The organism is Bradyrhizobium sp. A5, assembly GCF_042076515.1.
GTDB lineage: Bacteria > Pseudomonadota > Alphaproteobacteria > Rhizobiales > Xanthobacteraceae > Bradyrhizobium > Bradyrhizobium cosmicum.
This window is the reverse complement of sequence record NZ_CP148990.1, coordinates 2,668,457-2,689,641: the sequence shown is the minus strand read 5'-3', so window position 1 is coordinate 2,689,641 and position 21,185 is coordinate 2,668,457. Positions and strand designations below refer to the sequence as shown.

Genomic DNA, 21,185 nt, shown 5'->3' with positions numbered 1-21,185 from the left:
GTGACGCCTCGCAATGGATTCCCGGCTCGCGCTACGCGCCCCGGAATGACGGAGAGCTACTTCTTATAGACGTCGCCGGGATCGAACAGCCTGTCCGCATCGACGAAGACGAGCTTCTTCCCTCCGCCCTCGGCCTCGACCTTGCGGTAGAAGCAGGACCTCCGGCCGGTGTGGCAGGCCGCGCCGATCTGCTCGACACGGATCCAGACCGCGTCCTGGTCGCAATCGGTACGGATCTCGACCACGCGCTGGGTCTGACCCGAGGTCTCACCTTTTCGCCACAAGGCATTGCGCGAGCGGCTGAAGTACCAAGCCTCGCCGGTCGCAATCGTCTTGCGCAGGGCCTCGTCGTTCATGTGGGCGACCATCAGCACGTCGCCGGTGGCGACGTCGGTTGCCACGCAGGTCACAAGGCCGCCTGCGTCGAAGCGCGGCTGGAAGGACAGACCTTCCTCGATGTCATGAGAGTGAGCGGACACGGGCGTCCTCGCCAAAAAGCTTTCGCGAGGTCAGCGCTGCAGGCCTCGCACCAGGGACAGGAAACGAGCCTGCTCCGCCGGATTGTCGCGGAACATGCCGGTGAAGCGGCTGGTGAAGGTGGAGGCGCCATGCTTGGCGACGCCACGCACCGACATGCAGGTATGCTCGGCCTCGATCAGCACCGCAACGCCGCGGGGCTTGAGGATTTCGTCGATGGCCGCGGCGATCTGCGCCGTCAGATGCTCCTGGGTCTGGAGCCGGCGGGCGAAGATATCGGTCAGGCGGGCGAGCTTGGACAGGCCGACGACGCGTTCCACCGGCGTATAGGCGATATGAGCCTTGCCGTAGAACGGCATCATGTGATGCTCGCACTGCGAGGTGAACTCGATGTCGCGCACCAGCACGAAATCGTCATAGCCCGCGGTCTCGCCAAAGGTGCGGTCGAGCACCTCGGCCGGGCACTGGTGGTAACCTTGGTAAAGCTCGTCGAAGGCCTCGACCACGCGGCGCGGCGTGTCGAGCAGGCCCTCGCGCTCGGTGTTCTCTCCGATATAGGCGAGCAGCGTCTTCACCGCCGCTTCCGCCTCTGCGCGCGCCGGGCGCGGCTGGTCGGCGCGGACGGCGGCCGCGAGGAATTCGGCGGGATCGAGCTCTGCCGGGCGGGTCTCGGGCTGCTTGTCAGCGGGCTTGCCCGGGCGGATGGATTTGATTGCAGCGTCCATGTCTACTCCGTTCGACGGCCTTGTGGCCGGAGTGTCACCGGCAGACGGGGCGGCATGCCGCCGGACGCCTGAAGAGAACAGTATTAGCGAAAAGGTCCTTGGCTCATTACACCAGCCGCGCAGATCTGGATCACCGCTGCCGCACCGCTGGACTGTTTTTCCGCCAGTTCCGACCTTATATAGGACCTGGACGGCGCCCGCCAAGGCCGATCCGGTACGGAAGTGTTGGACTCCATCGCATGCTGAACGACATCTATAACAAGCGGATCATCGAGCTTGCCGGGAATATTCCGCGCCTCGGACGACTCTCGGCCCCCGACGCGAGTGCCACCGCCCACTCCAAATTGTGCGGCTCGACCGTGAAGATCGACCTCAAGATGAGCGGCGACACCGTCACTGACTTCGCCCATGACGTGAAGGCCTGCGCGCTGGGACAGGCCTCTTCATCCATCATGGCAAGTCACGTTGTCGGCTCGACTGCGAGCGAACTCCGTGAGTTACGCGAAACCGTTCGCAAGATGCTGAAAGAGAATGGCTCGCCTCCTGTAGGCAAATGGGAGGAAATCAAATTCCTCGAGCCGGTCCGCGACTACAAGGCACGACATGCCTCGACCCTGCTGACCTTCGATGCCGTGGTCGACGCCATCGGCCAGATCGAGGCGAAGGCCAAGCAGCCCGCCGCCGCTCAAGGCTGAGTCAGGACTGAGGCAATCTTGGGCGCGCGCCGGCGCACGAATCCCGAACGACGACCTGCTGGACGTCCTACTTCTGGGAGCCCGCGCTCTGCACCGCGCCGGTCGGTACCACCGCCTCCGCCGTCTTGGTCGATTTGAGGGGCTGTTGCTCCTGTTCCGCACCAAACCTCGCCTGCGTCTTCGGCGCGAGCTCCGCCACCGCGGGCGCGGCGACGTCCACATGCGGCAGCACGTCGGCCACCAGATTGGTCGTCACGAGATTGGTGAGCTTCAGCTCGGCAGCGTCCAGCTCGTGCAGATCTTCCCACGGCGGCACGCTGAGCGCGAGCGACAACAGGTCGCCGCCGCCGCCCATGTCAAAGGTGTATTTGGCGAGCCGGCCGATGTCGCGCTCCACGATCATCAGGTCCTGCGCGCTGTAGCTGGCTGCCTTGGCATCGTCGGCGCGGTCGCCCATCCAGATCTGGTGGACCCGCACACGCGCCGCCGCAGGCACGTAGCGCGTCTTGCCGGCGAGCAGCAGGAACACGCACATGGATTCGCAATAGGCTTCGGGCGCGACCGCCGGACGGGCCGACTGCCCGCCGCGGTTCTGAAGACTGATGCCGACGGTGGTCGAAAGGCCGAGGTTGCGGAAGCGCCGGCCGAGGGTGATGGCGTCATTAACGGAGCCGCCGCTGGAGTCGAGCACAACGGTGGCGCCGCCGAGCTGGCGCTCGCGGGCAAATTCTTCAAAGTCTTTAGGCGTATCCGCGGTGATGATGCCCACCGCGCTGACCCAGCCGCGGCAGTTCGGCTCGCAGGCAACCCAGTTGAACTTCATCGGCAGCTTGCGCTCTTCGAGTGTAGCACCGGCCCGAGCCGACGATCCCAAGGTCGTGACGGCGCCCGCCAACACGACCCCACAAGCGGCGGCTCCCACCAGCAGCCGGCCGCGAAGATGAAGCGACTTCAGAAGTTTCAAACTGGTCCCTTCCCCAAGCCCCAAGCGCTAAGCCCAAGCCGATTCAGGCAATCCCCGTTCAGACGCCCAACAAGTGTACACATGGACGTCACAAAAATGGTATCCGGGGGAATACAGATCGTCCATAGGTACTTGCTGCGCTGCTCCCTGAAATCAGACAAAGTATGGCGCGCGCACAACAGCTCGCTGTTCCCTGCGCTGGAACCAAGCAATATCACGCACAGGATCGCAGCACCGCGCCCATGAAGCATTCAGCCTGCGAGCATTGTTCCGCTCCCATCGCGGGCGCGCTGAGACTGCCGCGCAGATTCGGCCGCGCACTGATCTGGCTTTACCGCCACACGCTCTCGCCGCTGGTCGGTTACAATTGCCGCCACCTGCCGACCTGCTCCGTCTACGGCGACGAGGCGATCGAGCAGTTCGGGCTCTGGGCCGGTGGCTGGATGACGCTGGCTCGCCTGCTCCGCTGCAATCCGTTCGGAACGTCGGGCATCGACAACGTGCCTCTCACCGCACCGCAAAGCGCGCGCTGGTATCTGCCCTGGCGCTACGGCCGCTGGCGCGGAGTCAACGCCTCGTAAGCATGCTGCAGTGCTTTGCGCATCGCTGTCTTGACGGGAACCGGAACTTTTGCCTCGCGTTGTTCTGTTGCTCCCCAGGGAGGAAACAACAATGCGCTGGAAAATCAGCCCTCATCTTCACGTCAGGTTTCGTCCGCATCCCAAGTTCAGTTCGAGGGATCACGACCCCAGAACCATCGACATGCTCGCCATCATCGCGCTGCTGGCGCTCGTCCTCGGCTCCGGCTGGTATCTGGCGACGAGCCTTGCCACGCCGCCGAGCACGACGGCATTCATCGTGCCCAGCCAGAGCGTGCACTGGTAGCTAGCGGAACCAGAAGACACGTCCGGGCGACGGCGGGACCGTTTCGGGCGGCCGTGGCCGCTTCGGGCGCGGCGGCTTTGGCGGCGGCTCGGCGGAGGATGTTGTCTCCGCAACCGGTGCGATCTCGCTTCCCGGCACCCTCACCGACAGCAGCAAGTTCGACTCGTGCATGCGCCAGCGATAGCCGACGCCGAAATCGATCGGCTGGGCTCGGGTGAACAGTTCGGCGTAGCGCTCCTGGTAGCGGCCGGGGAATTCCCCGATCGGCCCGAGATAGCGGCCAAACGGGAAGAACCGCCATTGCCGCGTATTGTAGCTCGCAAGCGGAATGCCGGAATCGTCCTGGACGATGGTCGCGCTGTTGGCGAGCAGCCAGTCGCGAACGACGGTGAAGTTGCCGGAGTGAAGCAGATAGGACGCGCTCTTGATCAGGCTGTTGCCCGGTCCAAGCATCTCGCAGAACTTGAGGAAACCTGCCGCACGCGCGCCGGGATTGGAGAGGTCGGTGGAGAAATAGTACAGCGTGCGCGCTTCGCCATCGCTGCCGGCGAAGGTGATGCGGACGCCGCGCGTAGCATTCGGTCCCGCATTGTCATGGCCGGTGTGCATCCCGCCCTTGTCGTCGAGCGCGACCATCTCGACGTTGCGGATGGTCTTGCCGGAGCGGACGAGGAAGACATAGAGGATCGGCAAGGTCCCGTTGACCTGGTTGGCATGCAGGTCGACCTTCATCTGCTTGGTGATGAAAAAGGAGAAGCTCAGGATCGAACCGAGCGAGCGCTCGACATTGTAGAGCGCAGCGCCGACCGAGCCGCGCGGCAACTTCATCAGGTCGGGCACGGCGCCGACCGGCTCCAGCGCGCCGAGCACATAAGTGCTCGCCTTGGAATAGAAGGCGTTGGCGTAGAGGAAATCCGGGCCGCTGAACATGTAGAACATGGTCGGTCGCGGCGCGGCCAGGTTGACGTCGGCCCAGTTGCGGACCTTGGAAATTTGCCGCTGCTCGAGCTGGGTGAAGGCGCCGTCAAAGAATTCTGCGTGGCGCTGCCAGCCCGGATCCTGGGTGAGCGGCACCAGCGGCGAGTCCGCCGAAGGCTGCATGCCCGCGAGGAATCGCGCGGTGTCATCGAAGGTCACGTCGGCGGCGCGTGTGGAAGAAACGGCCGCAGCCAGCATTGCAACAGCGACGGCCGCAATTCTCAGGGGTCGAACCATGTCTATTCGCGATTGTGTGACGTGCCAGCGGCGACCGGCCGCCTGCGGAAAACAGCATAAATCAACAGGCCAGCGAGCATGACGAGCATCCCCGACAGCGACTGCACCAGCCGCTCGGTCAAGAGGTAGTACATCATGAACCCGGTCACGAGCAGGAAAACCAGCGGCGTGAACGGGTATCCCCAGGCGCGATAGGGCCGCGGCAGATCCGGATCGGTGATGCGCAGCTTGATGACGCCGGCGACGGTGAAGAACGAGCAGAACAGCAGCGCGAACTGGATGAAGTCGAGTACCGCCTCGAAGCTGCGCGTGAACAGCAGCAGATTGGCGACAGCCAGCTGGAACAGGATGGCATAGGCCGGCGCGCCGCTCACCGACCGCTTCGAGAACACGCGCAGGGCCGGAATGTCCTCCCCCATCGTCATCATCACGCGTGGGCCGATCCACATCATCGCGCTGATCGAGGAGATCAGGCCGAAGCAGATCATCGCGCCGACGATCCGGCCGCCGAGGCTGCCGAAGATGGCGGTGCCGGCGACGCTGGCGACGTCGAGCTGGCCGGCGAGCGCATTGACCGGCGTGGAGTAGAGGAACACCGCGTTCAGCGCGACGTAGAGCACCAGCACGATCAGCGTGCCCGCGAGCAATGCGCGCGGCAGGTCTCGCTGCGGCATGTTCATCTCGCCGATGATGTAGGTCGCAGCATTCCAGCCCGAGAACGAGTACATCACGAAGACGAGGCCGATGGCGAACGGCGCGCTGACGATGTGCGCGAGATCGCCCGCCTGCGGCGTGAAGGCGACCGGCTGCGGCACGCCGATGATGAAGCCGGCGACCAGGAAGGCGACGATCAACAAGACTTTCAGGATGGTCGCGATCAGCTGGAAGGTCGAAGAGTGCCTGACGCCGGTCAGTTGCACGAGCGAGACCAGCCACACCACCCCAATGGCGAGCGGGATCGGCGGCAGACCGGGGACGACCGATTTGGCGTATTCGCCGAACGCCATCGCCGCAAGCGCGACCGGCGCCGCAAAGCCAACCGTCGCCGAGACCCAGCCGGCGAGAAAGCCGAAGGCGGGATGATAGGCACGACCGAGAAAATTGTACTCGCCGCTCGAGCGCGGAAACATCGCGCCTAACTCGCTGTAGGAGAACACCCCACACAACGCGACGATGCCGCCGACAGTCCACAACAACAGGATCGAGAAACCGGACGGGATGTCCTTCGCCTGGAAGCCGAGGCTGGTGAAGACGCCGACCCCGATCATGTCGGCGACGACGATGGCGGTGGCAACCAGAACGGAAACCCCGGACCCGCTCCCGGTCAGCCGCCCAGTCCAGGGCGCGGGTCCCGCATCTGATGCCGTCATCGGGGTCCTCAACCTTAGGCGTTACGCCTCGTGGGAGCATCGTGCAGTTTGGTCCAGTCAATTCAAGCAGGGTTAACAAGGGTTAAATGAGGCGAGCAAAATAGGTATTTGGGAACCTTTTATGCACTGCCTTGGGCAATAAGCCGGCGTAAACACCGGAAAATCCCGTCTCCCTCCCCCACAATCAGGACACGATTACATGGTCCTTTTGAGCGTTCCGGATGTGGGGAAGTTTCTCCGGACACTTAACGTCGCCTAAACGCCGGTCGGCTCAATTGTCTTGATAATGCCGATGGACGTGACTTGGATCGTGACTTGGGGTCATGGGTGGATGGTCGGGGCCGTTCCGAAATTGAGAGCTGACATTCGTGCCGATCGGACGTTGTCCGATGCGCGCGGTCGTGCGCTCCGGATCGGCCTGATCTCAGCCTTGGTGCCGCTGTCGCTGACACTGGTTCAATGCGGCAAGGCGCCCGATCCGGCGGCGCTCGCGGCGAACTCGCAGGCCAATGTCCAGGTCGTCAATCAGGTCGTCGCCAAGACCAACCCGCAAGCCGCCAAACAGCAAGTCGCAAGCGGCGACACGTTCGAGGATCGCTTCCCCGCCCCGCAGTTCAGGGAACGCTTCCCGTCGGCGAGCGAGGGTTTCCTGCAACGGCAGATGTCGGACTTTTCGCCGAAGCGCGCCGTGCAGCAACAGCCGGAGCAGGCGCCCTACAAGGTCGCTTCGCTCGCGCCGCAGGTGCCCTATCAGCGTCCGCCCCGCGAGGACCTGACAACTCTCGTCAGCATGAAGTCGTCGGCCTTCCCCTATTTCGGCAACAACCCCGCCTCCGAGGCGCCCTTCCTCAACATCGCCAAGGGCGACCGCCGCGGCCACCGCAGCTACTCTGGCCGCGTCTACTGGCAGGACGAGACCTACAGCGACAGCCGCGTGCTGATGCACGTGCCCGAGCATTTCGACGTGCGCAAGCCGGGCGTGATCGTGGTGTTCTTCCACGGCAATGGTGCAACGCTCGAGCGTGATGTGCGCGACCGGCAGTTGGTGCCGCAGCAGATCACCGATTCCGGCGCCAACGCCGTCCTGCTTGCGCCGCAAATGGCGGTCGATGCCGCCGATTCCAGCGCCGGAAAATTCTGGCAACCCGGCGGCTTCAAGCGCTTCCTGGAGGAATCGGCAAACCACCTCGCCCGCGTCACCGGCGACCCCAACAGTGTACGGGCCTTCGCCAACATGCCGATCGTGATCGTCGGTTATAGCGGCGGCTTTCTCCCGACCGCCTGGAGCCTCGAAGTCGGCGGCATCAGCGACCGCGTCCGCGGCGTCGTGCTGCTCGACGCCGTCTATGGCGAAATGGACAAGTTCGCCTCCTGGATCGAGAGCCACCGCTCCAGCTTCTTCGTCAGCTCCTACACCCGTTACACCGCGCGGCGCGACCGCGAGCTGATGAGCACGCTCAGGCAAAAGGGCATCAGCGTCTCCGAAGACATGGACGGGCCCTTGCGTCCCGGCAGCGTGGTGTTCGTCGAAACCGGCGACGGCATCACCCATCGTGACTACGTCAACCGCGCGTGGACCCAGTATCCGCTCAAGGATGTGCTGGTGAAGATGTCGGCAACGCCAGCGCTGGCGCTGACGCGCGTGGCCGCTGCATCGAGCCGCTAGGCCCGATATTGCGCCAGCCGGCATTTGACCGCGCTGCCTGCAATTGTCTCACGCTTTGATCAAAATGTGATGTTGATGGCCGACATCCCCGGGAGCCACCGGATTGTTTCCGCTGGCAACTCTCATAGTTTGCCGCCGAGTTGCAGCTGGCATTCTGCGGGGACAGGTCGTGCGTCAAGGACTGTACAAGGTCGACTTCCACACCGTTCATGGAACCGGTTGCGGCGTCGTCTATGTGACCGACGGCAAGATGCGCGGCGGCAATTCCGCTTTCGCGTTCATCGGCATCTACACGGGCAAAGGCGACAGCATCAAGGTCAAGATCTCGACCGAGCGCTACAACGACGATCCGTCCTTCAAGGCGCTGTTCGGGCACGACAGGGTCACGCTGACGCTCGCCGGCCGCGAGGATGGCGACACGGCGGAATTCGAAGGCACCGCACTGCAAGTGCCGGGCGTTGCCTTCAGGGCCGTGCTGAGCCGGATCAGCGACTAACGTCCGGCTTCAAACTTCAGGTCTTGGGCAGCTTCGGAATGCTCTCGGCAAAGCCATTGAAACAGGCGAGCCGCTCATCCTCTTCCTTGAAGAAGCGGCAATCGGCGTAGCCCTTGGCCTTCGCCGGCTTCGGCTTCGGCGTCGGCGCGATCACAGCATCGTAGCAGTTGAGCCGGTCCTTGGTGCCATCGTCGAGGTCGAGGCAGGCCTGGAGCCGCGCCGCAATCGATTGCGGCTTGCCCTTCGGCGCCGGAGCTGACGTGGCCGCCGCCTTGGTCCCGGCCTGAGCCCCCTTGGGCTTGACCTGCACCAGCGGCTTGTCCCCCACCATCGGTGGTTTGTCGGTTTGCGCGAACGCGGAGGCTGAATAGAGCACCGCGGCAACCGCCAGAATCATCCTCATCTCAGTCAACTCTCTTTGGTCCCCATGCCTCGCCTTCTAGCGCTCTGACGCGCTATTTGCCAAGCGCCTTGCGCACGGGAATACGCGGGATTCATGCCGTCGCGGCACCCGGCTGCGGCCGGGTGAGGATCACAAGGACCAGCGCCAGTACGACGAAGCCGGCCGCGACGAAGCCGAGCGGATGCAGGAGATCGCGGGCGAACAACAGCCCACCGATGGCGGAGCCGACGGCCTGGCCGATATAGAGCACGGAGGTGTTGAGCGCGACGGTCGCCGATGCAAGCGGCGGCGCGGCCGCGACCAGCCGCACCTGCTGCATCGAATTGGTCGAGGCAAAGGCGAGGCCCCAGATTGCGACCGCGATCGCCATCAAGGGGAGCGTACCGGCGCCGAGCGCCCAGCCCGTGATGCCCGCAAGCAGCAGGCAGGTGAACAGCAGCGAGGTGCGATACGGCCCCCAGGTGTCGACGATGCGGGTCGCAATGACGACGCCGAGGAAGCCGCAGACGCCGTAGATGCCGAATACCATGCCGATCGCATCAGGGCCGGCATCGGTGAGCTTCTTGAGCAGCGGGCCCATGAAGGTGAACACCACGAACTGCCCGGACATCTGAAGCATCGTGATCGCAAGCAGCAGCAGAATCGTCCTGCTGCGGCCGACCGCGCTCCATGTCTTCAGATCCACCGGCGTGCCCTTCAAGCCGGCCGGCAGGCGCAGCAGCAACAGCAGGAAACTGACGCAGCCGAGCGCGCCGATCCCACCATAGGCCGCGCTCCAGCCATAGCGGCTGGCGATGAAGGTGATCAGCGGCAGGCCGACGGCGGCGGCGAGCGACCAGCCGAGAAAGATGTAGGCGATCGTGCTGCCCCGCCGCTCCACCGGCACGATCAGCGCCGCGGTGCCGGCGGCCTGCGGCGTATAAAGCGCGCCGACCGCGAGCATCACCAGGCGGATGACGAGGAGGCTGGCGTAGTCGGGCGCAAATGCCGAGGCGAGATTACCAATGGCGAGCACCGCGAGCGTCGTGGCGAGCAGCGTCCGCCGTTCGATGCGGCTGGTGAGCCAGGCCGTGAGCGGCGAGCCGACGCACAGCGTGATCGCGCCAAAGGTGATCAGGAGCCCTGCCGCATGGATGCTGATGCCGAGCCCGGCCGACAATTCCGGCAGCATCCCCGCCGGCGCAAGCACCGAGCAGCCGGTGACGAGATTGCCAAGCATCATGGCGGTCGGCGTGAAACGGGCCGCGGCAGGCGAATTTTCCATGCAACTGCATGTAGAGCAGGCCCGAGACCTGTTAAAGGGCACCGCGCGAAATAGTTGGGGCACCGTCTCGGCTTTACGCTCCACTTTCTTGGAAATGCCCGATTGCACAGGCCGAATCGCCTGATATATCGCTCGTTCCCGCTTACCTGCGCTCGTTCGCAGGAGTGAGCCTCAGGAGAAAAGCAATGACCGACCAGCCCAAATCCGAGTCCGGCTTCCAGTACAGCCTCAGCAATCTCAGGCCCGTGACCCCGCCAGAAAAGATCACCCTCACCTTCCCCGACGGCGCCCGGCGCGAATACGCCAAGAGCATCACCGGCCTCGAGCTCGCCAAGGGCATCTCACCGTCGCTGGCCAAGCGCACGGTCGCAATGGCGCTCGACGGCGTGGTCTGCGACCTCGACGATCCCATCGAAGCCGATGCCAACATCGAACTGATCAACCGCGACGATCCGCGCGCGCTCGAGCTGATCCGCCACGACTGCGCCCACGTGCTGGCGGAGGCCGTGCAGGCGCTGTGGCCGGGCACGCAGGTCACCATCGGTCCGGTGATCGAGAACGGATTCTACTACGACTTCTTCCGCAACGAGCCGTTCACGCCGGAAGACTTTGCCGCGATCGAGAAGAAGATGCGCGAGATCGTCGCGCGCGACAAACCGTTCACCAAGGAAGTCTGGGACCGCGAGAAGACCAAGCAGGTGTTCCGCGACAAGGGCGAAGCCTTCAAGGTCGAGCTGGTCGACGCCATTCCCGGCAGCGAGCCGATCAAGATCTACTACCAGGGCGACTGGTTCGACCTGTGCCGCGGCCCGCACATGACCTCGACCGGAAAGGTCGGAAACGCCTTCAAGCTGATGAAGGTGGCCGGCGCCTATTGGCGCGGCGACAGCAACAACCCGATGCTGACCCGCATCTACGGCACGGCGTTCGCCAAGCAGGAGGACCTCGACGCTTACCTGAAGCAGATCGAGGAAGCCGAGAAGCGCGATCATCGCAAGCTCGGACGCGAGCTCGACCTCTTCCACTTCCAGGAGGAAGGGCCGGGCGTCGTGTTCTGGCACGCCAAGGGCTGGACGATCTTCCAGCAACTGATCGCCTATATGCGACGCCGCCTGACCGGCGACTACAGCGAGGTCAACGCACCGCAGATCCTCGACAAGTCCCTGTGGGAGACCTCCGGCCATTGGGGCTGGTATCGCGAGAACATGTTCGCGGCCCAGTCGGCCGGCGACGAGGCCGAGGACAAGCGCTGGTTCGCGCTGAAACCGATGAATTGCCCGGGCCACGTCCAGATCTTCAAGCACGGCCTGAAGAGCTATCGCGACCTGCCGCTGCGGCTCGCCGAATTCGGCGTGGTGCACCGCTACGAGCCGTCCGGCGCCATGCACGGATTGATGCGCGTGCGCGGCTTCACCCAGGACGACGCGCACGTCTTCTGCACCGAGGACCAGCTCGCGGACGAGTGCCTGAAGATCAACGATCTGATCCTGTCGACCTATGCCGATTTCGGCTTCACCGGCGACCTCACGGTGAAGCTCTCGACCCGGCCCGACAAGCGCGTCGGCACGGATGCGATGTGGGATCACGCCGAGCGCGTGATGGCGACGGTGCTGCGCGAGATCCAGTCGCAGAACAACCACATCAAGACCGAGATCAACCCGGGCGAAGGCGCCTTCTACGGACCCAAGTTCGAATATGTGCTGCGCGATGCCATCGGCCGCGACTGGCAGTGCGGCACCACGCAGGTCGACTTCAACCTGCCGGAGCGGTTCGGCGCGTTCTACATCGACCATGACGGCGGCAAGAAACCGCCGGTGATGGTGCACCGCGCGATCTGCGGCTCGATGGAGCGCTACATCGGCATCCTGATCGAGCACTATGCCGGCAACTTCCCGCTCTGGCTCTCGCCGGTGCAGGCGGTGGTCACCACCATCACCTCGGAAGGCGACGAGTACGCCAAGCAGGTGCTGGAGCAGGCGCGGCGCGCAGGCCTGCGGGTCGAGATCGACCTGCGCAACGAGAAGATCAACTACAAGGTCCGCGAGCACTCGCTGGCCAAAATTCCGGCGCTGCTTGTGGTCGGCAAGAAGGAGGCCGAGACGCACTCGGTCTCGGTCCGCCGGCTCGGCAGCGACGGCCAGAAGGTGATGACGACGCAGGAGGCGATCGCCGCGCTGGTCGATGAGGCCATCCCGCCGGACGTCAGGCGGGCGCGCGACACGGCCTGATCGTTCAATCGGTCTACAAGCGCTTCCGGTCGCGGGCCTGCACGCTCATTAGGGCTGTGCATGCCCGACGACCGCACCAGCCGCGGATATCGAGGTTGAGAAGCGACCGCTGATCGACGCCTCGCTTGGGATCGGCGCCGAGCAACAACGCTCCGCTCGACGTGCATGGATTTGCACCACCACTCCAAGTTTTCATTGTGTCTGTTTTCCTGTTAAGGATATCGCCCGCGGGGAATGATCGCAAAGACGTTGCCCACGCAGGCAGAGGACGTTTTGAGCCTTGTTGCGCCTTGTGAAAAAGCTGCTTTTTTGGGGGTGTTATTATGATTGCAAACAGAATTTCTTTCATCTTCCGCGGGCTGGCAATTCTTGCTGGGGTAGGGGCCGGAATGATAATCCAGCCTGCGTCCGCACAATCGACATGCAACATATCAAGCGGCGCATCGCAGGCGCTCGGCGTCAACTCCTTCGCCTGCGGTCCGAACGCGATCGTGACTGGCGCTCTCGGGAATCCCGCAAATCCGGCCCGCGGCGCTGCGATTGGCGATAGCGCGCAGGTCATCGGCAACGATGGCACCGCGGTCGGGCAATACAGCTACGCGAACACGTCGTCGACGTCGCTGGGCTCGGGTTCGGAATCGATAGGCACTCAGTCAGTCGCCATCGGGACGGGCGACAACAACAACATCAACGATTTCACCAACATTTACGGAGCCCGGAACAATAACGGCACCGCCGTCGGCTTCTCGGCAATCGCCGAATTGAACTCGACTGCGATCGGCCACGGCGCGCAAGGTACGGGATTTGCTTCCACCGCCCTCGGTATCAGCGCTACGGCCGCCAACACCGATACGGTGGCGATAGGCGACGCTGCGAGCGCAACTGGATATAGTTCCGTGGCACTGGGCGCAAATTCGGTTGCCAGCGCCGCCTATACCGTTTCAGTCGGCTCCATTGGCAGCGAGCGCCGCATCGTCAACATCGCGGCAGGCACGATCGGCTCCGGCTCTACCGACGCCGTCAACGGCGGTCAGTTGTACACGGCGAACCAGCGGGTGGCGAACGCGTTCGGCGCTGGCGCGGGGCTCGACGTCAACGGTCAGTTGACCGCGCCAAGCTACAGCATTCTCGGTGCGACCTATAACAACGTAGGCTCAGCTTTCGCGGCACTCAACTCGCAGGCCGTCTATTTCCGCGCCAACAGCGCCGGCCCTGTTGCCTCCGCCACCGGCGTCAATGCCAGCGCGGTCGGATCGGGGGCAACGGCAAGCGGCGCCAACGCTCTAGCCTTCGGCACCAATTCGCAGGCGACGCAATCGGGATCGATCGCCGTAGGCTTCAACTCGGCCTCGACAGGCACCAACGCCATTGCGATCGGCTCCGGCGCCGTTGCCACCGGCTCGGTCGCCGTCGGCGCAGGCGCAACCGCATCGAACGGCGGCGCCGCCTTCGGCGATGGCGCGGTCGCAACCGGCGCCAACTCGGCGGCGCTAGGCACCGGCGCTTCGGCGACAGCCGCGAATTCGGTCGCGATCGGCTCCGGTTCAACCAACTCCGTTGCCAATACAGTCTCGTTTGGCTCAGCCGGCAACGAGCGGCGACTCACCAATGTCGCCGCCGGCGTCAACCAGACCGACGCGGTGAATGTTGGTCAGCTGCAGTCCACCGTGGCCGGTATTCAGTCGCAATATGCCGGCCTGCAGAGCCAGATCAACGACAACCAGCGGGAAGCCCGGCGCGGTATCGTCGCCGCGGTCGCGGTCGCACCGGTGCTGATGCCCTCGGCGGCCGGCAAGACCACCATCGCCGTCAACACCGGCTATTATCGCGGCGAGAGCGGCGTTGGCATTGGTGTTTCGCACCGTCTGAATTTCGCCGTTCCCACGGTGGTTTATGGCAGCTATTCCAATGGCGGAGGCAACGAGCATATCGGACGCGCTGGTATGGCGGTCGAATTCTGATACATCCGTAGACATGCCGATGTCCTGTCCGAATTGCGCTGCCGTGCTCCGCCTGTCCGTTGCCGCGCTTGTGGTGATGACGGCCGTGGCCGTCCCGCGCATCGCGCTCGGGCAACAGCAGCCAAATCAACCGGCCCCGCAACAGGTCCAGCCATCGGCCGAATGGAGCAAGCTTCCCAGAATGCAATTGGAGCGGCAGTTCGCCGGCCCACTGCAGGATACCGTGATCCAGCGGCTGCGCGATCCCGTCGACGGCACCGTCTGCTATCTCTATCTGCCGATCTCGGCGCCGCATTCGCCTGTAACGGCGACGGGCTTCGTCCAATATGGTCCCAATGTCATCGGCAGCATCAATTGTATGCCGAGCACGCCGGCAGCGACGCCGGGGCGGAAGCCATAGGGGCATCACAATCGGTCTAAACTGGCTTTCGGCGGTCTCCTTACCTACCTATCTCCGTGCTAGGTAATTCCGCAGTCGTTCCCGACGAAGGAAATGATAGTGCCCGACGCCATCGAACTCCTGAAGACCCGCCGCTCGGTCAAGCCGCGCGAGATGACCGGACCCGGCCCCTCCCCGGCCGAGCTCGAGACCATTCTCACCATCGGCGCGCGCGTGCCTGACCACGGCAAGCTCGCGCCCTGGCGCTTCATCATTTTCGAGGGCGACGCCCGCCAGCGCGCCGGCGAGGTGATCGCCAAGGTCTTTGCGCGGAAGAATCCCGGCGCGCCCGCTGCCGACGTCGAAATTGAGCGCAAGCGTCTCATGGATGCGCCGCTGGTGATCGGAATCGTCAGCTTCACCAAGCCGCATCCGAAGGTGCCGGCCTTCGAGCAGGAACTGTCGGCGGGCGCCAGCGCCATGAACATCGTCACGGCCGCGACCGCGCTCGGCTACGGCGCCTGCTGGCTCACCGGCTGGTTCTCGTTCGATCGCGACGTGCTCGACGGCCTCGGCCTCAAGCCGGACGAAAAGCTCGCCGGCTTCATCCACGTGGGCACGCCGACCAAGCCGAGCGAGGATCGCCCGCGACCGTTCCTTTCGGAAATCGTGACGCGATTTTGATAGATGACGTGTTGACGCTCTGAATATCCTGCGGCTTTGATCCCGTCGAGGGAAGGAGCCCTGATGAAGCGGCGTGAATTTCTGGTCGGAGCTGCGCTGCTCGCCGGCACGATGGCGCGGAGCCGCGCCAGCGGCATCCCTGCCCCGTCGGCCGACGGCCTCGACCGCATCACCGCATATTTTGACAACGAGGTGACGAACGGCCGGTTGCCGGGCGCGGTGATCCTCGTGCAGCAGCACGGCAAGCCGGTCTACCTCAAGACCTTCGGCGTACGCGACACCAGGACCGGCCTCGCCATGACGCCGGACACGATCTTCGCGATCCACTCGATGACCAAGCCGATCACCTGCCTTGGCGCGATGATGCTGATCGACGAGGGCAAGCTTGCTCTCACCGACCCCGTGTCGAAATACGTCCCGCTCTTTGCCGACACCAAGGTGGGCGTGGAGCCGGACGGCACCTCGAAGCTCCAGCTCGAGCCGCCAATCCGCCCCGTCAACATCGAGGATCTGCTACGGCAGACCTCCGGCATCAGCTACGACTATATCGGTGCCCCATGGGTGATGCAGGTTTACGAGGCCGCCAATATCTTCGAAGGTCGTTTCAACAACAGACAATTCGCCGACCGTATCGCCAAGCTGCCGCTCACGCGTCAACCGGGGACGCTATGGCGCTACGGCCATTCCACCGACGTGCTCGGCGCCATCATCGAGATCATCTCGGGGCAGACGCTGTATGCATTCCTCAAGCCGCGCATTCTCGATCCGCTCGGAATGAGCAGCACCAAATTCGTGCTGAAGACTCCGGAGGAGCGCGCGCGGATGGCGCGGCCGCTGCCGAACGATCCTGTCCTGCTCGCTGGCGAGCGGGATCGCTTGGCCCATCCCGAATGGGAGTCGGGCGGCGGCGGGCTGCTCTCGACCATCACCGACTATCAACGCTTCTCGCAGATGCTGCTCAATGGCGGCGAGTTCGAGGGCAGGCGTTACCTCAGCCCGGCCGCCTTCAAGGCCATGACGACCGATCACGTCGGGCCCGGGTCCGGTGTCGGACGCGACTATTTCTATTTCCCCGGCGACGGCTTCGGCTATGGCTACGGCATTGGTGTGCGCACCGATCCCGGCAATGCGAAGCCGCCGCCGGCGGGCTCGCTCGGCGAATTGAAATGGGACAGTGGCAGCGGCACCTATTTCGGCGTCGATCCCAAGCTCGGCATGGTTTACCTCATGATGCAGCAGACCCAGAACGAGCGCAGCCGCATCACGCCGGCCTTCAAGGCGCTGGTCTACGACTGCTTCCCTCCCGAGTTACGCCGCCCGTGAGGCCCGCTGGCCGAAATCGGCCAGCAGCTTTGCAATCTCGGCGGCGGGCCGCGCCGCGCTGAACAGGAAGCCCTGCACCTCGTTGCAGCCTTCGGCGCGCAGCCAGTCGAGCTGATCCTCGGTCTCGACGCCTTCCGCGGTCGTGGTGATGTTGAGGCTGCGGCCGAGCCCCGAGATCGCGCGCACGATCGCGCCGCAATCGGGCCGCAGCGCCAGATCCTTGACGAAGGAGCGGTCGATCTTGATTTTGTCGAACGGGAAGCTGCGGAGATAGCTGAGGCTGGAATAGCCGGTGCCGAAATCATCCATGGAGATGCCGACGCCGAGTTCGCGCAACTGGTGCAATATTGCGAGATTGGCATCGGTCTCGGCCAGGAAGATCGACTCGGTGATCTCGAGCTCGAGCCGCTTCGGCGACAAGCCGGATTGCGCCAGCGCCGAGATCACGACTTGCACCAGATTGCGGCTGCGGAATTGCGCCGGCGACAGATTGACCGCGACCTTGACGTCGGCGGGCCATTTCACCGCCTCGGCGCAGGCTTCGCGCAGCACCCATTCACCGAGCTGGGTGATCAGGCCGATGTCTTCGGCCACCGGAATGAACTCCGCCGGCGAGATCATGCCCTTGTCGGGATGGCACCAGCGCAGCAGCGATTCGAAGCCGGAGATGCGGTCGGAGGCGATCGACACCAGCGGCTGGTAGTGCAGCTCGAACTCGCCATTGGTAAACGCGCGGCGCAGATCGAGCTCCATGTCGCGGCGCTTCTGCGCCTGAAGGTCCATCTCGCGCTCGAAGAAATGATGCACGCCGCCGCCGTCGGACTTGGCCCGGTACAACGCCATGTCGGCGTTGCGCATCAACTCCTCCGACGTCGTGCCATCGCCCGGCGACAGCGCGATGCCGATGCTGGCGCCGATCACCATCTCCTGGCCGTCGAGGTCGTAGGGCGCCTTCAGCATGTCGATCAGCAGCGTGGCACAGGCGCTGGCTTCGTTTGGCGAGACGTCGGCCGCGAGGATCACTGCGAATTCATCGCCGCCAAGCCGTGCCGCAAGATTGGCACCGCGGACCGCGGTGGTCAGGCGTTCGGCAACTTCCTTCAACAGGCGGTCGCCCACCGGATGGCCGAAGGAATCGTTGATGTTCTTGAACAGGTCGAGGTCGATATAGAGCACGCCGACCCTCTTTCCGCCGGCCTGGTCGAGCGCCTGCTTCAGGCGTTCCTGGAAATACTCGCGGTTCGGCAGGTCGGTGAGCCCGTCATGGTGCGCCATGTGGGCGATGCGCGCCTCGGCCTTGCGCCGCTCGGTGATGTCGACCACCGCGACCAGATAGCCGTCGCGGCCGTCGAAGGCGACACGGCGGCCGAAGGTGAGCACCTCGATCTCGCTGCCGTCGGCGCGCAGATGCCGCCAATTGCGCGAGGAATGATAGGTGTCGCCGATGCGTTCGAGCGCTTCGGCATGGCTGTCCCATTCGTCCTGCGGCCAGATCGCGTGCAGCGTCATCTGCAGGAATGCCTCGCGGCTGTAGCCGTAATGCTGGACCGCGGCGTCATTGACGCTTAGGAATTCCCTGGTCTGCGCGTCGAACACCCACATCGGCATCGGATTGTTGTCGAACAGCAGCCGGAACGAGGCGTCGCGCCGCTTCAGCGCAGTGACGTCGGAGATCGTCAGCGAAACCACATCGGCGAATGCGGTGGCGCTCAATCGAAGATTCCGTCCTTCGCTCTCGATCTCGAGCTGCTCGCCGCGGCCGCCGGAGACGACCTTGAGCAGGAACTTGATAATGTCGGGCGAGGCAAGCCAATTGCCGCCCTCGCCGATCCGGCGCCACAACAGGCCGGCGCCTGCGGCTTTCAGCAGCATCGCGGCGCTCTGGTTGTGATGCACGATCTGGAGATCGAACGGCTTGCCGCCGGCGTCACGCAGCGTCGTCAGCGAGATGACCGCGTCGTCGGTCGAGGAGAAGATCGCGTCCAGCAGATTGTATTGCCTGCCGCGCTCGTTGACATAGGCGCCGACCAGCGTGGCGCCCCAGCGCGAGGAGGTCGGCAGCGCCAGCAGATCGTAGGTCCTGACCATGCCGTCGCGCACGCAATGCGCGCTGGCCTGGTGCGGCCGTCCGCTCTTCAGCGCGTTGGCCGCCGCTTCCGACAGCGCCGTGGCGCAATCGGGCGACAGCTCGGCGACCGGGATGTCCCAGCGCTCCTCGCCGAGCCATTTCTGCACGTAGCGTCCGCTGCGCGACAATTCGAGCGCGCCGTCGTTCTTCAGCAGCGCGATATGGTCGGCGAGCCGCCCGAGGCTGCCGAGCATCACGTCCTCATAGCGCGGCAGCCGATCGCCCGGCTTCAACGCGGCACGCCATTTGCGCTGAAGCACCGGGATGTCGTCGAACATTTCGGTGGCCGGTTTTCCCGGCATCTTCTTCGCGGCACTCATTGCAGTCCCCAACGCACTTTCTCGTCGCATCCAATGCAGCGACGCTTAATGCCGTGTAAAAAGGACGCAGGCGCGGGTTCCATTTGGCGATTATGACAGTTTTAAATCGGGCGTTGGTTAGTGGGCGTTAGAAACTATGACAGTTATGCAAAGGCACCCTCACACCGACGAAGCGTGCAATAGCGGCATGCTCCGCTCTCGTGTCCCGTCGCCGCGGCGACAGTGTCCATTCCGTCATCCTGAGGTGCGAGATTTGCGATGCGAAAGCAGCGCAAGTCGAGCCTCGAAGGACGAACGGCCGAGATGCAGCCGGGCCGTCGCCCTTCGAGGCTCGCCGAAGAGGCGAGCACCTCAGGGTGACGGTGAGAGGCAAATGCTCGTCGCAGCATTCGACTTCTGAAGCGTTAGACACACCTTCGCATCCTCGCGGCGTGTTTCGCCCGAGCTTTGCCTGGTCGTCTCACCCTCAAATGAAAGAGGGCGCAGGGAAGACCGGGTGCCGGCCGGGCACCCACGGTCCACTGTGCGAAAGGTGGCAACAAGAATTTGCACAGCGGCATACAGGTGAAGCCAAACATCCGGCCTTCCCTGCGCAGTGGTCTTACGGCTTATGTCGCGCTCTCCCCGGGGAGCGATGCACTATTGCCCCCGTCGCCTTGCGGATGGCTGATGCGCGGGTCCGGTCGGACCACACCCATCACCACAAGACTTGGCGCCAGCCTGCGGGCGCCAGGACCACACAATTTCGCCGTACGCAAATCACACCGGTCGTGCGTGCGATGTGCGTCGCTCACGGTTTCCCGCCCTGCGATCACCGTCGCACCAGTGTGGCCCACGTCCACCGCCGTCCGGCTCGCGTTCGTGACGATCGCGATACGCCCCTCTTCCTTGGGCCGGAGTGCGCGCAATATCCGTCTATTCCGAAATTCTGTAAAGGCGAATATTTTCGCCAATCGGTATCGACCCATGGATGGGGTGTTTTGCCCGTCGGGCAACGCAAGGGATTGTAGCCGCGCAGGGTGGGCAAAGCGAAGCGTGCCCATCATTGCCAAATGCGATCGCCGAGAGATGGTGGGCACGGCGCGCGAAATGCGCGCGCCTTTGCCCACCCTACAGACTACGGCGTGCCCGCCAACCGCTCGATCACCAGATCGAGCAGCGCGCGCAGGCGGGCGAGGCGCCTGAGATCGCGGTGATAGCCGATGAAGGTGTCGCGGCCGGGCGGCGGCGTACCGATGTCGAGTGCGACGAGGCGGCGATCGCGATCGCCGAGCGGACGCGGCAACACGGCCAATCCGCCTCCGCTCGCGCACAACTCGGCCTGGGCCTGCCGGTTGTTGCTGCGCGAGGCGATGTCCGCATTCGGCAGCGCGCGCTTCAGCCAGACCGCATCGGGCATGTCGGCGAATTCGGCGTTCATGGTGACGACGCGGACGCCGCTGCCGTCGCCGGCGCGCGGCGGCTTGGTGCCTTTCCTGCCATAGAGAGCGTAGGGAATGTGCAGCAGCTTGCGGGAGATCACCTCGGGCTCGTCGAACCGCTTGATGCGGAAGACGAGATCGGCCTCGCGACGCGGCAGGCTGTAGAGCCGCGCATCGGTCAGGAGTTCGACCGTCACCTTGGGATGAAGCTTGCCGAACGCGGCGATCACCGGCGACAGCATCACCGTCCCGAACCAGTCCGACGACGACAGCCGCAACAGGCCGTCGAGCTGCGTCTCTGCGCCGGAAGCGTGCCGCGCAAGTGCGATCGCCTCCTGCTCGATCCGCTCGGCATGGCGCAGCACGGCAGTGCCTTCGTCGGTCAGCACGAAGCCATCGGCGGTGCGCTGGAACAGCGTCTGTCCGAGCGCGGCCTCGAGCGCGCGAAGCCGTCGTCCCATGGTCGGCTGGGTCTGGCCGATCTTTCGCGCGGCAGCGCCGAGCGTGCCTTCGCGCGCAATCGCCAGGAAGATGCGCAGATCGCTCCAGTCCATCGAAATCTCCGCCATACAAAATTGTAT

The 21,185-nt window shown here is 64.2% G+C and carries 19 protein-coding genes; 10 read left to right on the top strand and 9 right to left on the bottom strand.

What is annotated here, in order from left to right:
• Window positions 1–56: 56 nt before the first annotated feature.
• Entirely contained in the window at window positions 57–479 is a 423-nt protein-coding gene (gene hisI, locus WHZ77_RS12790) for a phosphoribosyl-AMP cyclohydrolase (RefSeq protein ID WP_375313982.1), read from the bottom strand.
• A gap of 30 nt (window positions 480–509) precedes the next feature.
• Entirely contained in the window at window positions 510–1,202 is a 693-nt protein-coding gene (gene folE, locus WHZ77_RS12785) for a GTP cyclohydrolase I FolE (protein WP_375313981.1), read from the bottom strand.
• Window positions 1,203–1,441: 239 nt separating this feature from the next.
• Between folE and WHZ77_RS12780 the strand changes: the two genes are divergently transcribed.
• Window positions 1,442–1,897 (top strand): iron-sulfur cluster assembly scaffold protein, encoded by a 456-nt coding sequence (locus tag WHZ77_RS12780; protein ID WP_375313980.1) that lies wholly within the window; start codon window positions 1,442–1,444, stop codon window positions 1,895–1,897.
• 67 nt (window positions 1,898–1,964) lie between these two features.
• Here the strand turns inward: WHZ77_RS12780 and WHZ77_RS12775 are convergent, their stop codons facing one another.
• Window positions 1,965–2,861, bottom strand: coding sequence for a hypothetical protein (locus WHZ77_RS12775; protein WP_375313979.1), 897 nt, complete (start codon window positions 2,859–2,861; stop codon window positions 1,965–1,967).
• Between the two features lie 242 nt (window positions 2,862–3,103).
• Here WHZ77_RS12775 and yidD point away from each other — a divergent pair, with 242 nt between their 5' ends.
• Together yidD and WHZ77_RS12765 are read left to right on the top strand one after the other, a co-directional pair.
• On the top strand, window positions 3,104–3,442 hold the full coding sequence (gene yidD / locus WHZ77_RS12770; protein WP_375313978.1) for a membrane protein insertion efficiency factor YidD: 339 nt from the start codon (window positions 3,104–3,106) through the stop codon (window positions 3,440–3,442).
• A gap of 91 nt (window positions 3,443–3,533) precedes the next feature.
• The gene (locus WHZ77_RS12765) at window positions 3,534–3,746 is read left to right on the top strand and encodes a hypothetical protein (RefSeq protein ID WP_375313977.1); all 213 of its coding nucleotides are present in this window, start codon (window positions 3,534–3,536) and stop codon (window positions 3,744–3,746) included.
• Here WHZ77_RS12765 and WHZ77_RS12760 read toward each other — a convergent pair whose 3' ends face one another.
• The gene (locus tag WHZ77_RS12760) at window positions 3,747–4,961 is read right to left on the bottom strand and encodes a hypothetical protein (protein WP_375313976.1); all 1,215 of its coding nucleotides are present in this window, start codon (window positions 4,959–4,961) and stop codon (window positions 3,747–3,749) included.
• 2 nt (window positions 4,962–4,963) lie between these two features.
• Complete coding sequence (locus tag WHZ77_RS12755; protein ID WP_375313975.1) at window positions 4,964–6,331, bottom strand: APC family permease; 1,368 nt, start codon at window positions 6,329–6,331, stop codon at window positions 4,964–4,966.
• A gap of 331 nt (window positions 6,332–6,662) precedes the next feature.
• Between WHZ77_RS12755 and WHZ77_RS12750 the strand changes: the two genes are divergently transcribed.
• On the top strand, window positions 6,663–7,997 hold the full coding sequence (locus WHZ77_RS12750; RefSeq protein ID WP_375313974.1) for an alpha/beta hydrolase: 1,335 nt from the start codon (window positions 6,663–6,665) through the stop codon (window positions 7,995–7,997).
• A gap of 169 nt (window positions 7,998–8,166) precedes the next feature.
• Complete coding sequence (locus WHZ77_RS12745) at window positions 8,167–8,493, top strand: hypothetical protein (RefSeq protein ID WP_375313973.1); 327 nt, start codon at window positions 8,167–8,169, stop codon at window positions 8,491–8,493.
• A 16-nt stretch (window positions 8,494–8,509) separates the two neighbouring features.
• On the opposite strand, the gene WHZ77_RS12740 is transcribed toward WHZ77_RS12745, so the two are convergent.
• Together WHZ77_RS12740 and WHZ77_RS12735 are read right to left on the bottom strand one after the other, a co-directional pair.
• Window positions 8,510–8,896, bottom strand: a complete 387-nt coding sequence (locus WHZ77_RS12740; protein WP_375313972.1) for a hypothetical protein — start codon at window positions 8,894–8,896, stop codon at window positions 8,510–8,512.
• A 91-nt stretch (window positions 8,897–8,987) separates the two neighbouring features.
• Entirely contained in the window at window positions 8,988–10,160 is a 1,173-nt protein-coding gene (locus WHZ77_RS12735) for an MFS transporter (RefSeq protein WP_375313971.1), read from the bottom strand.
• Between the two features lie 185 nt (window positions 10,161–10,345).
• On the opposite strand from WHZ77_RS12735, the gene thrS reads away from it, so the two are divergent.
• The 5 genes from thrS (at window position 10,346) to WHZ77_RS12710 (ending at window position 16,735) form a co-directional block, all read left to right on the top strand.
• Entirely contained in the window at window positions 10,346–12,388 is a 2,043-nt protein-coding gene (gene thrS, locus WHZ77_RS12730) for a threonine--tRNA ligase (protein WP_375313970.1), read from the top strand.
• A gap of 491 nt (window positions 12,389–12,879) precedes the next feature.
• Complete coding sequence (locus WHZ77_RS12725) at window positions 12,880–14,349, top strand: YadA family autotransporter adhesin (RefSeq protein ID WP_375313969.1); 1,470 nt, start codon at window positions 12,880–12,882, stop codon at window positions 14,347–14,349.
• Between the two features lie 19 nt (window positions 14,350–14,368).
• On the top strand, window positions 14,369–14,749 hold the full coding sequence (locus WHZ77_RS12720; protein ID WP_375313968.1) for a hypothetical protein: 381 nt from the start codon (window positions 14,369–14,371) through the stop codon (window positions 14,747–14,749).
• Between the two features lie 99 nt (window positions 14,750–14,848).
• Entirely contained in the window at window positions 14,849–15,412 is a 564-nt protein-coding gene (locus WHZ77_RS12715) for a nitroreductase (RefSeq protein ID WP_375313967.1), read from the top strand.
• A gap of 63 nt (window positions 15,413–15,475) precedes the next feature.
• Complete coding sequence (locus tag WHZ77_RS12710) at window positions 15,476–16,735, top strand: serine hydrolase domain-containing protein (RefSeq protein WP_375313966.1); 1,260 nt, start codon at window positions 15,476–15,478, stop codon at window positions 16,733–16,735.
• Here WHZ77_RS12710 and WHZ77_RS12705 read toward each other — a convergent pair.
• Window positions 16,721–19,183, bottom strand: a complete 2,463-nt coding sequence (locus tag WHZ77_RS12705) for a putative bifunctional diguanylate cyclase/phosphodiesterase (RefSeq protein ID WP_375313965.1) — start codon at window positions 19,181–19,183, stop codon at window positions 16,721–16,723. The two genes, WHZ77_RS12710 and WHZ77_RS12705, sit on opposite strands and share 15 nt — an antisense overlap.
• Window positions 19,184–20,300: 1,117 nt before the next feature.
• A complete protein-coding gene (locus WHZ77_RS12700) occupies window positions 20,301–21,158 on the bottom strand; it encodes a LysR family transcriptional regulator (protein ID WP_375313964.1) in 858 nt (285 codons plus the stop codon).
• Between the last annotated feature and the right edge of the window lie 27 nt (window positions 21,159–21,185).

Coding starts and splice junctions, on each gene's coding strand:
- folE (WP_375313981.1), bottom strand. CDS start 1,202: ATGGACGCTGCAATCAAATCCATCCGCCCGGGCAAGCCCGCTGACAAG.
- WHZ77_RS12780 (WP_375313980.1), top strand. CDS start 1,442: ATGCTGAACGACATCTATAACAAGCGGATCATCGAGCTTGCCGGGAAT.
- yidD (WP_375313978.1), top strand. CDS start 3,104: ATGAAGCATTCAGCCTGCGAGCATTGTTCCGCTCCCATCGCGGGCGCG.
- WHZ77_RS12765 (WP_375313977.1), top strand. CDS start 3,534: ATGCGCTGGAAAATCAGCCCTCATCTTCACGTCAGGTTTCGTCCGCAT.
- WHZ77_RS12760 (WP_375313976.1), bottom strand. CDS start 4,961: ATGGTTCGACCCCTGAGAATTGCGGCCGTCGCTGTTGCAATGCTGGCT.
- WHZ77_RS12755 (WP_375313975.1), bottom strand. CDS start 6,331: ATGACGGCATCAGATGCGGGACCCGCGCCCTGGACTGGGCGGCTGACC.
- WHZ77_RS12750 (WP_375313974.1), top strand. CDS start 6,663: ATGGTCGGGGCCGTTCCGAAATTGAGAGCTGACATTCGTGCCGATCGG.
- WHZ77_RS12740 (WP_375313972.1), bottom strand. CDS start 8,896: ATGAGGATGATTCTGGCGGTTGCCGCGGTGCTCTATTCAGCCTCCGCG.
- WHZ77_RS12735 (WP_375313971.1), bottom strand. CDS start 10,160: ATGGAAAATTCGCCTGCCGCGGCCCGTTTCACGCCGACCGCCATGATG.
- thrS (WP_375313970.1), top strand. CDS start 10,346: ATGACCGACCAGCCCAAATCCGAGTCCGGCTTCCAGTACAGCCTCAGC.
- WHZ77_RS12720 (WP_375313968.1), top strand. CDS start 14,369: ATGTCCTGTCCGAATTGCGCTGCCGTGCTCCGCCTGTCCGTTGCCGCG.
- WHZ77_RS12710 (WP_375313966.1), top strand. CDS start 15,476: ATGAAGCGGCGTGAATTTCTGGTCGGAGCTGCGCTGCTCGCCGGCACG.
- WHZ77_RS12705 (WP_375313965.1), bottom strand. CDS start 19,183: ATGAGTGCCGCGAAGAAGATGCCGGGAAAACCGGCCACCGAAATGTTC.
- WHZ77_RS12700 (WP_375313964.1), bottom strand. CDS start 21,158: ATGGACTGGAGCGATCTGCGCATCTTCCTGGCGATTGCGCGCGAAGGC.